This is a genomic window from Mesorhizobium sp. L103C119B0 (assembly GCF_000502235.1).
Lineage (GTDB): Bacteria > Pseudomonadota > Alphaproteobacteria > Rhizobiales > Rhizobiaceae > Mesorhizobium.
Genome location: NZ_AYXE01000005.1, coordinates 107,923 through 120,735, shown reverse-complemented (window position 1 = coordinate 120,735; position 12,813 = coordinate 107,923). Strand labels below are relative to the sequence as shown.

General features: G+C 64.4%; 13 protein-coding genes. 4 read left to right on the top strand and 9 right to left on the bottom strand.

The genetic code is table 11. The features are described 5' to 3' along the window. Positions 1–59 precede the first annotated feature (59 nt). The gene (locus tag X728_RS156555) at positions 60–1,967 is read right to left on the bottom strand and encodes a propionyl-CoA synthetase (protein WP_023732537.1); all 1,908 of its coding nucleotides are present in this window, start codon (positions 1,965–1,967) and stop codon (positions 60–62) included. A gap of 218 nt (positions 1,968–2,185) precedes the next feature. On the opposite strand from X728_RS156555, the gene X728_RS156560 reads away from it, so the two are divergent. From X728_RS156560 to X728_RS156575, 4 genes are all read left to right on the top strand, one after another. Continuing rightward, positions 2,186–2,983 carry a DUF2259 domain-containing protein gene (locus tag X728_RS156560; RefSeq protein WP_023831196.1) on the top strand — a complete coding sequence of 266 codons (798 nt, stop codon included), beginning with the start codon at positions 2,186–2,188 and terminating at the stop codon, positions 2,981–2,983. A 545-nt stretch (positions 2,984–3,528) separates the two neighbouring features. Then, positions 3,529–3,816: a PqqD family protein gene (locus X728_RS156565; protein ID WP_023684213.1), complete on the top strand. Its 288-nt coding sequence runs from the start codon at positions 3,529–3,531 to the stop codon at positions 3,814–3,816. Beyond that, complete coding sequence (locus X728_RS156570; RefSeq protein ID WP_023668789.1) at positions 3,816–4,250, top strand: lasso peptide biosynthesis B2 protein; 435 nt, start codon at positions 3,816–3,818, stop codon at positions 4,248–4,250. The genes X728_RS156565 and X728_RS156570 overlap by 1 nt, the downstream gene beginning before the upstream one ends. Beyond that, positions 4,247–5,242 (top strand): HPr kinase, encoded by a 996-nt coding sequence (locus tag X728_RS156575; RefSeq protein WP_023732536.1) that lies wholly within the window; start codon positions 4,247–4,249, stop codon positions 5,240–5,242. The genes X728_RS156570 and X728_RS156575 overlap by 4 nt, the downstream gene beginning before the upstream one ends. 17 nt (positions 5,243–5,259) lie before the next feature. Here X728_RS156575 and X728_RS156580 read toward each other — a convergent pair whose 3' ends face one another. The 8 genes from X728_RS156580 to X728_RS156615 all read right to left on the bottom strand — a co-directional run bounded on the left by X728_RS156580 (position 5,260) and on the right by X728_RS156615 (position 12,775). Further along, positions 5,260–6,285, bottom strand: a complete 1,026-nt coding sequence (locus X728_RS156580; protein ID WP_023732535.1) for a nucleotidyltransferase family protein — start codon at positions 6,283–6,285, stop codon at positions 5,260–5,262. 448 nt (positions 6,286–6,733) lie between these two features. Next, positions 6,734–7,720 (bottom strand): dihydroxyacetone kinase subunit DhaK, encoded by a 987-nt coding sequence (gene dhaK, locus X728_RS156585; protein WP_023668785.1) that lies wholly within the window; start codon positions 7,718–7,720, stop codon positions 6,734–6,736. 22 nt (positions 7,721–7,742) lie between these two features. Then, positions 7,743–8,168, bottom strand: coding sequence for a hypothetical protein (locus X728_RS156590; protein ID WP_023668784.1), 426 nt, complete (start codon positions 8,166–8,168; stop codon positions 7,743–7,745). A 10-nt stretch (positions 8,169–8,178) separates the two neighbouring features. Beyond that, complete coding sequence (ptsP, locus tag X728_RS156595; protein WP_023831195.1) at positions 8,179–9,765, bottom strand: phosphoenolpyruvate--protein phosphotransferase; 1,587 nt, start codon at positions 9,763–9,765, stop codon at positions 8,179–8,181. After that, positions 9,749–10,051, bottom strand: a complete 303-nt coding sequence (locus X728_RS156600; protein WP_023684207.1) for an HPr family phosphocarrier protein — start codon at positions 10,049–10,051, stop codon at positions 9,749–9,751. The genes ptsP and X728_RS156600 overlap by 17 nt, the downstream gene beginning before the upstream one ends. 21 nt (positions 10,052–10,072) lie before the next feature. Beyond that, positions 10,073–10,462, bottom strand: coding sequence for a dihydroxyacetone kinase phosphoryl donor subunit DhaM (dhaM, locus tag X728_RS156605; RefSeq protein WP_023690004.1), 390 nt, complete (start codon positions 10,460–10,462; stop codon positions 10,073–10,075). Beyond that, positions 10,459–11,061: a dihydroxyacetone kinase subunit DhaL gene (dhaL, locus tag X728_RS156610; protein WP_023831194.1), complete on the bottom strand. Its 603-nt coding sequence runs from the start codon at positions 11,059–11,061 to the stop codon at positions 10,459–10,461. Before dhaL ends, dhaM begins: the two co-directional genes overlap by 4 nt. Positions 11,062–11,131: 70 nt before the next feature. Continuing rightward, positions 11,132–12,775, bottom strand: a complete 1,644-nt coding sequence (locus X728_RS156615) for a dihydroxyacetone kinase subunit DhaK (RefSeq protein WP_023831193.1) — start codon at positions 12,773–12,775, stop codon at positions 11,132–11,134. Between the last annotated feature and the right edge of the window lie 38 nt (positions 12,776–12,813).

The window sequence follows — 12,813 nt, the reverse complement described above, 5'->3', positions numbered from 1 at the left end:
GCGCTCGCGCGGCGCCGGCCGGGGAGGTCTGGACCGCTGAAACAACGCCACTGGGGCTGTCAGACCCCGATGCCGCGGGCTTTGAGCGCCGCGGTGATCTCGTCAAGAATGGCGGGATCGTCGATGGTCGCCGGCATCGTCCATTCTTCCTTGTCGGCGATCTTCTGCATGGTGCCGCGCAGGATCTTGCCGGAGCGCGTCTTGGGCAGGCGCTTGATCGTCACCACCGTCTTGAAGGCGGCGACCGGGCCGATCCGTTCGCGCACCAGCCCCACCACTTCGCCTTCGATGGCAGCGGTATCGCGCGACACACCGGCATTGAGCACGACGAAGCCGAGCGGGACCTGGCCCTTCATAGCGTCAGCGACGCCGATGACGGCGCATTCGGCAACATCGGGATGCGCTGAAAGCACCTCCTCCATGGCTCCGGTCGACAGCCGGTGTCCGGCGACATTGATGATGTCGTCTGTGCGCGCCATGACATAGAGGTAGCCGTCCTCGTCGATCATGCCGGCATCGGCCGTCTTGTAGAAGCCGGGAAATTCCTCGAGATAGGCTTGCCGGAAACGCTCGTCGGCATTCCACAGCGTCGGCAGGCAGCCGGCCGGCAGCGGCAGTTTCACCACCACATTGCCAAGTGTGCCGCGCGGCACTTCATGGCCGGCATCGTCGAGCACGCGAATGTCGTAGCCCGGCATCGGCACGCCGGGCGAGCCGTATTTCACCGGCAGCAGGCCGAGGCCCGCCGGGTTGATGGTCATCGGCGAGCCGGTCTCGGTCTGCCACCAATGATCGACCACCGGCACGTTGAGTTTCTGCTCCGCCCATTTGATGGTTTCCGGGTCTGCGCGTTCGCCGGCCAGGAACAGAGTGCGGAATTTCGACAGATCGTAGTTCGGCACGAATTCGCCCTTGGGGTCCTGCCCCTTGATGGCGCGGAAGGCTGTCGGCGCGGTGAACAGCGCGACCACGCCGTGTTCGGCGATCACCCGCCAATAGGTGCCGGCGTCGGGTGTGCCGATCGGCTTGCCCTCGAACAGCACGCTTGTCGCACCATGCAGCAGCGGTCCGTAAACGATGTAGGAATGGCCGACCACCCAGCCGACATCGGAGGCCGCCCAGAACACTTCGCCCGGTCTGACGCCGAATTCGTTTTCCATCGTCCATTTGAGCGCGACCATGTGGCCGCCATTGTCGCGCACGATGCCCTTAGGCTGGCCGGTCGTGCCGGAGGTGTAGATGATGTAGAGCGGGTCGGTGGCGAGCACCGGAACGCAATCGACGTTGGCGCCCGCGGCGCGCTCGCGGGCAACGGCGTCGGCAAAATCGATATCGTAATGCTCCCTCAGATCGCAGCGCAGCTGGTCGCGCTGCAGGATCAGGCAGGCGTCCGGCTTGTGGCGGGACATTTCGATCGCCTTGTCGAGCAGCGGCTTGTAGGCCACGACACGTCCAGGCTCCAGGCCGCAGGACGCGGAGATGACCAGCTTCGGCTTGGCGTCGTCGATGCGGGTGGCGAGCTCGTGCGAGGCAAAGCCGCCGAACACCACCGAATGCACCGCGCCGATGCGGGCACAGGCAAGCATCGCGACCGCCGCTTCGGCCACCATCGGCATGTAGATGATGACGCGGTCGCCTTTGCGAATGCCGCGGTTCTTGAGCACCGAAGTCAGCGCTACCACTTCGCGCTTCAATTCGGCATAGGTGAATTTCTTGACCGTGCCGGTAATCGCGCTGTCGTAGATAAGTGCGATCTGGTCGGCGCGGCCGCCTGCGACATGGCGATCGAGAGCGTTGAAGCAGGTGTTGCAGCTGGCGCCGTTGAACCAGCGCCCGTAAACGCCCGCCTTGGCATCGAAGACGCTGGCCCACGGCGAATACCAGTCGATCGCCTCGGCCGCATCGGCCCAGAATTGTTCCGGGTCGCGTTTCCAGCCGTCATAGACCTCGTGGTAGCGTGACGCCATTCATCCCTCCTCGGGAAAACTCTCTATCTTGCAATAGCCTATGCGGGTTTTCCCGGCCACGTCTTTCCCCAAATGCCATGTCTTTCCCGATATTTGGGGCTTGGCCGATCTCGCCTTGGCCATAAATTGCAGGCACCATGGCCGGGTTTGAAATCGGGGCAGGGCGCGCAATGACGGTACGATACGGGGTTGGATCTGCCGTTGGAGCAGCGCTGCTGTTGACGATCGTTTTCGCCGCCCAGGCCGGCGATGCCGCCGCGCGGCGCATCATCGGCTTTTCCCCCGACGGCAAATATTTCGCCTTCGAGCAATATGGCGAGCTCGACGCTGCCGTTTCCGGCTGGTCGCAGATCGACATCATCGACACAAGCACAGACGAGTTCGTCGGCGGCAAGCCGATCCTTGTCCTCGATGAATCGGAAGAGGCGACCACGACGGTGGAGCAGGCACGGGCGCAGGCCGCAAAGCAGGCCGCGCCAATCCTGGCCAAATATGCCATCGCCGAGCGCGGCACGCGCACGGCCTCCGACAGGTTCACCTTCCCGGACGACACGGTCGACTACAACGACATCCGTCGCCTCGATCAGGCCGCGCAGAAATGGCTGTCGCCGTTCTATGGCGAAACACAGATTTCGACCATCCAACTCGATGAGATCCTTGCCGACAGCAAGGAGGATTGCTCGGCAAGCTTTGATGACGCGAAGCCAAGCGACCAAGTTCTTCCGGGCGACAAGACACTTCAAGGCGACAAGACACTTGAAGGGGACAAGACGGGCAAGGCCCGCGGCTTCCGCCTGTCGCTGCAGGGGCAGGACGGCAAGCCGTTCAAGGTGCTGCACGAGGACAAGGCCGTGCCGGGCTCGCGCAACTGCCCGACTTCCTACAGCCTGTCGGAATCCTACGAATACACCCCGCCCGGCAGGCCCGCGGTAGTGGCGGTGCTGGTGCAGCGCTTCAGCCAGGGCTTCGAAGGACGCGACCGCCGCTTCATCGCCGTAACCGGCCAGGCACGCTAAGCTGCGGCCCCCCTTGTGGCAGGCAGAAAAAGCTCATGCGCCCGGAAAAGCAGGGCGTTCGTGTCGGATATCAGCTCTTAAAGCGGCAAGGCCGCCAGCATCAGCCCGACGCCACCCGCAATCAATATGGCGGCTGCCAATGCTTTTCGATGACGTTCGAACGCGGTCGGAGCCCGCTCCCAATTGTAACGCATACCCAATGCTCTCCCAAAACCCCGCGACTCCATAGCTTACTTTAGGTAAGAAAAGCAAGACCTTGACCCTGCGAGATAGCTGGCTTGACAGTTTGCGGCGGTGATTCCCAGCTGCAATCACCGACTATTTCTGGGGTGCTTCCCTGTTCTCAGGCTCTGAACGATGTGGAAGTTACCACAATCTGAAGTTGGATGTCTCCATTAGGCTTCGGTTGCCTGTGTCGTGAGGATGGTGGCGTTGCCGGATTGCCACAGAACGGTCAGGCCTGCCTGTTCTCACTCTCGTCCGCGCAATGGACAGACCCGCATCGCCGCGCTATCTGCTCTCCAGGAAAATGGTGGAGGGGCTCCATGGCCCAAATCGGTTCTGAAATGGTTCTGCGGCTCGCGGACGACGCCTCGGTCCAGCATGTCGGCGATGGCGCCGTCGTTCTCTTGGCGCGCAGCGGCCAGCTTTACACCTGCAACGGCACCACCGAAGCCTTTCTCGACAAGGTGGACGGCGCCCGCAGCCTTGACCAGATCGTCGTCCTGTTGTCTGACGAGTTCGAGGTCGACAAGGGCACGCTCGACCAGGACATGGCGGCGCTGGCCGCCGAACTGGTGAGCGAAGGCATTCTCGCCGACCCGGCTCCCTGATGGTGGACGGCGTTCTCCTGCGCGCTTTGTTTCGTGTCCATTTATGGGCAAGCGCGCGGCTGATGCCGACCCTGATCGGCCGCCGCAGCTTCGAATCGGTGCTGAAATGGGCGCCGCTCAGCGCACCCACCCCTTATCGCGGCCTGTCGTCAGCCTACATCGTCGCTGCCGTCAACCGGACCGTCCGGCACCCCTGGCTGATGCGCGACCGCAGATGCCTGCGCGAGGGCCTGCTCGCCCACCGCTTCCTGCGCTTTGCCGGCTTCGATCCGGATCTGCGCTTCGGCGTCGATCCGAAGTCGATGCAGGCGCCGCGTATGTCTGCCCATTGCTGGGTCTGTCTCGATGGCCGCCCAGTGGTCTCGGACAGCCTCCCCGGCATGGTCCAGATCTATCGCCATCACGCCGATGCCGGAAAGGCACACGCTGCTTGACCGGTCCGGCGACCACCTTCTGCTACGATCTCCAGGGCCAGGTCATCAGCATATCGGCCTCGCGGGCCGATCTCTGGCCGAGCTTCGACCTCATGCTCGGCACGTTGCGCGTGAGCGGGCCGGCCGAGCCCGATTTCCGCGTCGACATCGTCGAGACGCGGGAGTTACCGGAATCGCCTGCCGGAAAACTCGCTTTCGACGGCGACGTGCCGGAGGACGGCCATTGCCGGCTGATCGACGGTGGCGGCACCGTTCATCTGGTCTTTCCCGGCCTGCAGACCGTCTCGATCAATGCCGATGGAGGCTGGGCCGAGATACGAGTCCATCCCGATGCCAAGGTCAAATGGACGGTGCTGATGATGGTGCTGGATGCAGCACTTGATGCCGGCGACCAGCACATGCTGCACACCGCCGGCCTGACATTGCCCGGCCGAGAGGCGCTGGTGCTGATCCATGCGCCGAGCGGCACCGGCAAGTCGACGACGTCGCTGGCGCTGGCGTCGCAAGGCTTCGGCCTGTGCTCTGATGACGCCATGATCCTCAAGATTTTGGCCGGCGGCGGCATCACGGCCTGGGGCTTGCCGCGCAAGGTGAAGGTCCACCGCCACACGGCGGCAATGCTGCCCTTCGTGGCGCCTTGCCTTGGCGACAAATGGGACGCCAATGGCGAGCAGGCCGTCTCGCTGGAACGTCTCGCCGAGATCATCCGCATCGAGGAGACTGTCGGCAGACCGGTTGCGGCACTGCTTCATCTCGCCCGCTCGGCGGACGCGCAAACCCGGCTCGTGCCCATGACCAGGACAGACGCCCTGGTGGCGCTTGCCACCGACAATGTCAGGACCGGCATGACCGGCCTTTTGCCGGCGCAGAGGCGCCGCATGGCAACTATCGCAACGCTGGTCAAAGCCGTCCCGACCTTTACCCTGGAAGTCGGCGAAAAACCGGCCGAGGCGTCACCGTTGATCCGCGCCGCGCTGCCGGCGCCGGACTGACGGCCGGCGCGGCAAGTTCAGGCAAAACGTGACTTTGGCCTGGCGAGCCGCTGGATCCAGCGGAAGGCGTCGCGGCGCAGGCGCGAATGCATCTTGTCCCTGGAATTGACGCCGAGCAGCGTATCGCCGGTGATCAGCCATTTGGCCAAAAATATCGAGAGGTCGGGCTTGATGCGGTCGGCCAGTTCGATCGCGCGCGGTGCATCAAACAGCCGCCCCGTCACATTGAGAACCGTCGCCAGTTCGAGCTCGATGCCGCTGATGCGCGCCGCCTCGAAAAGCCGGTCTTCATCCGCGGGCGACCGCAGCGCGCGCACGCCCTGCAGCACGTCGACGCAAAGCTGCAGCCGGTGGAACTTGTGCCCGCCGGCGGCGTGAACAATGGCGATGGTCAGCAGCGCGGCCGGCGTGTCGGCCTCGCTGCCGTCGATGATCTGCAATTCGCGAAAGCCGAGCGACAGCCGCCGCCGCATGCCGGAATCATGCACCAGGTTGCCGTGCAGTTCGATCAGCAGGCTGGTATTCTCCTTCTCCAGCCACTTGAACTCCTGCAGGTCCTGCGACTGCGTCTCCTCGCTCCAGAGTTCAAAGCCGCATCCGGCAATCACAGCGTTGGCTGCGGCGATGCTGGCCGGCTCGACCAGAATGTCGATGTCGGTGAAAGGCCGGTCGGCGGCGTGGCGGTAAAGTTTGCGGGCGAAGACAGGCCCCTTGACGATGCGCGCCGGCACGCTGGCGGCGGCGAGCCCCTTGATGATGCGGTCGCCATGATATTGCAGCAGCATCGACTGGCCGGTCGCCAGCGTCGACTGATCACGCAGTTCCGACAGCTTTTGCCGCAAGGCCGCGTCCGCAGGCAGTCGGGCGTCGCCGATCTCGCTGAGCTTGCGCAGCATGATGGGAAGCACGCCGTGGAACTCGGCATTGACGAGCAGTGCCAGCAAGCTTTCGGCAGCAACGTCACGGCCAATGGCAGCCGGCGCCTCCGGGTCGGCGAAGGTCAGCAGCAGTTTTTCATCGGCAGGCGCAAGAGATGGCAGCATCAAACCCGGATTGCGTTCGCCCACATCAGCAATTCCCGTCCGGAATTGCGTCAAACAACCAACTCAGAGGAGCGTATGTTGCAGAAAAGCATGCATGAAGCCAGCGTGTGGTGGCAGAACCAGCTCATGAATTGACTTTCCACGGTTTCGGTCCATTCTTTTGCACTGGACTGAAAAGGGTGTTTGGAATGGCCAAGAAAAAGTATGAAGCGCCCGTGCTGCGCAAGGCAGGAAAGTTGTCCAGCGTGGTGGCCGGGCCGTCGCTGCCGATACCGCGATAAGACTTCTACGGCTTCGGTTTGGATGAAGCCGGAGCGGTCGGCCGCAAGGCAAGCCGCGCTGCAGGCGGGCAATCTGTCGGCGTGACTGCGGGTAACGGTCCGTCCGGTCCCGCAGGCTAAGGCAAGTTCATAAGCCGCCTGTTCGGGATATGGGCAAGGCCCCTCCGTTACAGTCCCCAGCGCAGCGCGGCTGTGTGCACCGGCGCGTCCCACATTGACGTTGCCTCGTCATCCAGCATGGTCAGCGTGATCGAGCAGCCGGCCATGTCGAGCGATGTCACGTAGGACCCGACCAGCGAGCGGGTCACCGTCACGCCCTGTTTTTCGAAGATGTTTCGGGCGCTGTTGTACATCAGATAGAGCTCCATCAGCGGCGTGCCGCCAAAGCCGTTGATGAACAACAGTGCCGGGCCTTTCGCCCTGTCGCCGAGATCGCCCAGGATCGCGGCGCAAATCTCTTCGGCGATCGCATCGGCGCTTTTCAACGTGTCGCGACGCCGGCCGGGCTCGCCATGAATGCCGACGCCGAATTCCATCTCGCCATCACCAATCTCGAAGGTCGGCCTGCCGGCCGCCGGCACCGTGCAACTGGTCAGCGCCACGCCCATCGAACGCGTCGCGCTGTTGATGCGACCGCCGAGCGCCTTGAGATCCGCCAGCGCCATGCCTTGCTCGGCGGCGGCGCCGACGATCTTCTCCACCACCAGCGTGCCGGCGACGCCGCGCCGGCCGGTCGTAAAGGACGAATTCTCGACGGCGACGTCATCATTGATCACCACCTGCAGGACGCCGTCGGCCATTTCGCCGGCCATGTCGAAATTCATCACGTCGCCTTCATAGTTCTTGACGATGAACAGGCAGCCGGCGCCGGTATCGACGGCGGCGGCCGCCGCCAGTATCTGGTCCGGCGTTGGCGAGGTGAAGACCTGGCCGGGGCAGGCGGCGTCCAGCATGCCGTGACCGACAAAGCCGGCATGCAACGGCTCGTGGCCGGAACCGCCGCCCGAGATCAGCGCCACCTTCCCCGGCTTCATCACCTTGCGGCGAATGAATTTGTGCTCCTCGCCCAGCACCAGGATGTCGGCATGAGCTGCAACGAAGCCGTTGAGGCTTTCGGTCAGCACCGTGTCGACGGAATTCATAAACTTCTTCATGTGTCCTCCCGACACAACACGATCAGCCGCCACTCCTGCCGGTGATGCTGGTGATCTTCTGGATGAATTCGTTGATCGCCTTGTCGAGCGCTGCATTCTGCTTGTCGTCGCCGAAATCGGGCACGATCAGCGAGACATGCCGGGTCTTGCGCATGCCTGCCGCAACCGACATCTTGCCGGGATGCGCCAGATGATAGGCAGCCAGAAACTGATCGCGCTCGGCCGGACTGAAATGGCAGACCGAAAAAATAGCCGGCAGATGTTTTGACGGGATCGGGGTCGAATAGGCCGCGCTGGAAATCTGGGTGACGAAGCTGCGGTGCTTGCCAAGCGCGTCGGCAAGGCGTTGTCGCATACCCGACGGTCGCTGGTCGATGACCTGCGACAGGATCGTCTTGTAGGCGCGGATCGCCTCTTCCGAGCCGGCTTCTGGTGTCTTGTCGGCCATCTCAGTCATCCTAGACCGATGCATCCGAGATGGCCGCCTTGGCCATGGCGAGTTGGGCGGGAGCCACCGAGAGATCCCGCAGGCCGGCCTCGAGCAGTGCCGGGATCGATGCCGGATCGCCGCCGGCATCGCCGCACAGGCTGACTGGGATTTTCGCGCGCAGGCCAAAAGCGGCAACCGAGCCGATCAGCCGCAACACGGCAGGATGACGCACCGAATTGAGGTGTGCCACGGCAGCGTTGTCGCGGGCGGCGGCCATAACATATTGGGTCAGATCGTTCGAACCGATCGAGAAGAAGGCGACATCGGCGAACGCTTCCGGCGCGATCGCCACCGACGGCACCTCGACCATGATCCCGAGCGGCGGCATTTTGTACGCTACGCCGCGCGCGGCAAGCCCGGCCTGCTCCTCCACGAACAGAGCGGCGGCGCGTTGGTACTCCTCCGCGACGGCGATCATCGGAAACATCACCTTCAGATTGCCGTGCACCGCCGCGCGCAGCAACGCCCTGATCTGTACGCGAAACACCTCCGGCCTTGCCAGCGACAGCCTGATGCCGCGCAGACCGAGGAACGGGTTGCTCTCCTCGACGGTGAAGCCCGGCACCGGCTTGTCGCCGCCGGCATCGACGGTGCGGATGGTCACCGGCTTGTCGCCTGCCCATTCCAGCACCTTGCGATAGGCCTGGTATTGCGTCTCCTCGTCCGGCGGCGCCTTGCCGAACAGGAATTCGGTGCGCATCAGCCCGACGCCATCACAGGTCGAGATGTCGATGCCATCGACCTCGGACGGATCGGCGATGTTGACCTGCACGCGCACCGTCGTGCCGGCCCGGGTTACCGCCGGTTTCGCGAGATAGGCTCCGGCCTTGTCTCGATGTGCCACAAACGAGGACGAGGACCGGTGGAACGCTTCGATCTCGGTCGTGGTCGGCGAAAGCACGATACCGCCATGCTCCGCATCGAGCAGAGCCAGACCGACGGGATTAGCCGGCGAAGCGCCAAGCCCCACCACCATCGGCACGCCGCGCGAGCGCGCCAGCATGGCGACGTGGCTGGCGGCGCTGCCGGCCCTCAGCGCGATGCCGCCGCCGGTGCTCCAGTCGGTCTCGAGAAAGCGCGTCGGCGCGATGTCCTCGCCATAGAGAATGGCGCCGGCTGGTGGAGCGCTCTCCTGCTCCTCGGTAAGGGCGCGCAGCACGCGGTCGCGGATATCGCTGATATCGGCGGCGCGAGCCCGGAAATAGTCCTGGTCTGACGTTTCGTAGCCGGAGATCTCGGCGTCCAGCGCCTGTCGCCAGGCCATGTCAGCCGGCATGCCGGACGCGATCGCGGCAAAAGCCGGGCCGGTCAGTGCCTCGTCCCCAAGCATGGCGAGCTGGAATTCGAGAATGCCGGCGGCCTCGTCATCGGCGGTTTCGATCAGGGTCGCGAGCCGGTCCGTCGCGCTGGCGATAGCTGCTTCCAATGCGGCCTTCTCGTCCGCGGCGCTCGCCTTGCCCGTGTAGTGCGCGGTGCCGTTGTCGAGGTTGAACAACGGCCCCTCGGCATAGCCGGCCGAGGCCGAAATGCCTTGCAGCCTAAGCGGTTCGGGCATGGCCCGCATCCTCGTCGAAACCGCGTCGCACCAGCTCGGCCAGCGCTCTCACGGCATCATCGGCGCCGTCGCCTGTGGCCCGGATGTGCAGCATGGTGCCTTTCGGCGCCCTGGCCGCCATCACCTTGACGATGCTCTTGGCGTCGAACCATGGGCCGTTGGCGGCAAGCGCAATCTCCACCTCGGCGGCAAAGCTCTTGGCAAGCTTGGTGAACTTCACCGAAGGGCGCGCGTGCAGACCTACCTCGTGGGTGATCAGGACGGTGGCCTCGGCAAATGCGGACATCAGGTCAAAATTCCCGTTCGCTCACGACGGCGACAATTCATGCGCCGTCGCCACCACTTCCTTCAGCGAGGCGCCGCCGGACGCCTCCGTCGCGGCCATCACCGCGCCTTCGACGATCGGCGCGTTGCAGACGACGATCTTCTGCGCCCGCGGCTCGCCGATCATTTCCACCGCCATTTCCGAATTGGTCTCGGCGCCGCCGAGATCGACCAGTATGGCGACGCCCGCCTCCGACCACGCCTTGTCGATGGCGCCCATGATCGCTTCGACGCTGGTGCCGAGCCCGCCATGGCCGTTTCCGCCGCACCATGCAAGCGGCACTTCGTCGCCCACCATCTGCCGCACCATGTCGGCCGTGCCTTCGGCAACCAGCGGGGAATGCGAGACGATGACGATGCCGACATTGCTCATGCTTGGCCCTCGACGGTTTCGGCGACGGTCCGCACCAGCAGCGCCACAGAGCGTCCGCCGGCATCCATGTGGCCGATAGAACGGTCGCCGAGGAATGAGGCGCGACCGCGTGTTGCCTTCATCGGCACGGTCGCTTCGGCAGCCGCGTCGGCGACATCTGCGATTTCCATGGCCGTCTTTCCTTTGACCAATGCGTCATGCACGGGTTGCAGCACATCGAGCATGGTCTTTTGACCGACCTGGGATTTGCCTCTGGCGGCCACAGCTTCGATTGCCTTGCCGAAAACAGCCGCCAGATTGGCACGATCCGGCTCTCCCGAAATCTCCTTGCCGAGCGCCAGGAACAATGTACCGAAGAGCGGCCCGGACGCACCGCCAACCGTCATCACCAGCTTGGTGCCGATCGCCTTCAGCGCCTCGGGCAGCGGCTTTGCAGCGAACGCCCCGGCATCGGCGCGCACAGCCTCGAAGCCGCGCTTCATGTTCAGCCCATGGTCACCGTCGCCGATCGCCTGGTCGAGCGCGGTCAACTCTTCCGAGTGAGCGGCGATCGTGTCCGCGGCGGCGGTGATCAGCCTGGCAAGGTCGAACGCTGCCATGTCCAGATTCCCGGTTTCGATCCTGCCGGCAGTATCGCAAGAGTTTTCATTCGACAATCTAAGCATGCCGTCAGGCCGTTGCATGCAGCGCGGCGGCGGCCGCGAACACTTCGGCCACGGCATGGGCGCCAGGGTCGACTACGCCTTGCAATTTGGTGCCAACATAGGCGGAGCGTCCGGCCTTCGCCTTCTCCATGGCAGCGGTCGCCTCGGCGCCGTGCCGTGCCGCTGTAGCCGCGGCATCCAGCCCCTTGGCATCGAGCGCCTTCAGCGCCGGCTCCAAGGCATCGACCATGGTGCGGTCGCCGACCTTGGCGCCACCGTAAAAAGTCATGCGGTCAAGCCCGGCAAGCAGCGCCTTGGACAGGGTTGCTCCGCCGTTCGAAGCCTGAGCCGCCGCCGTGAAGAAGATCGACAGCAAGACGCCTGAGGAGCCGCCCATTGCGACGCCCAGACTATCGCCTATAGCCGCAAGCGTGGCGGCAGGGTCGGCCAGCGGCAGCGCATCGAGCCGTTCCAGCACGCTGCGCGCGCCGGTCGCAACCGTCGAACCGGTATCGCCATCGCCCGCCTTGGCGTCGAGCCCGTTCAGTGTCTCTTCGAGCGCGATCAGCCGTTCGCAGACCGTGACGATCAAACGCCTGGTGCCGGAATCCTGGCTGGCCCTTTGGGCTGCACTGTTTCCAGCCGCTTTCGCCATAGGCACGATAGCCGGCGCGACGACGGTTTTGGCCGGCATCCAGGCATGTGGGCCGACAGGCGCCAGCAAGGCTGCCTCGCGCGCCGCATCGAGCTTGATCAGCGACAGCGAAAAACCGTTCATGTTGAGCGCCGTCATCAGCGGTCCTGGGCCGATCGCAAGCTTCACGGTCTTGGCCAGCGGCGAGGCCAGCACGGCATTGGCGACCAGCGACATTTCGAGCGGCGGCACCGAGCCGAGATTGTTGATGAGCAACGCGTGGCTGGCGTTCGGGTCGAGCCGCACCGCCAGCCGCTCCGCCATGATCGCCACAAGTCTGTCGGCGCTCTGCACGGCGATGCGCTCGACGCCCGGCTCGCCATGGATGCCGAGGCCGAGTTCGCCGTCATTTTCGCCGAACCGCTCTTCATGTGGCTGGCCGGGGATCGAGCAGGACGACAGCGACATGCCGAGCGAGATGATGTCCTTCGCCGCCACGCGAGCGGCTGTAGCAACGGCTGCCAGGTCCTGACCGGTCTCCGACAAATGGCCGGCGATCTTATGTACGAACAAGGTGCCGGCGACGCCGCGCGGCTGGTTGATATCCGGCAGGGCGATGTCGTCGGCGACGATCGCCATCTCGACGCGAAACCCTTCGGCGCGCGCTTTCTCGGCCGCCAGGCCGAAATTGAGCCGGTCGCCGGTGTAGTTCTTGACGATCAGCAGGCAGCCGGCGGGGCCGGTCACCGCGCGGATGGCGGCCAGCACCGCCTCGACGCTGGGCGAGGCGAAGATCTCGCCCGAAACCGCCGCCGTCAGCATGCCCTTGCCGACAAAGCCGGCATGGGACGGTTCGTGTCCGGCGCCGCCACCGGAGACGACGGCAACTTTCGCCTTGTCCCAGTCGGCGCGCAGCACGACCTTGATCTCGGGATAACCGTCGAGGCGCGCGAGATCGCCGGAACCGATGGTCCGCAACAGGCCATCCAGCGCCTCGGTGACGATCGTTTCTCTGCGGTTGAAAAAGTGCTTCATCGAGTTCGTCCCGTATTCGCAATCGTCAGTCAGAAGCC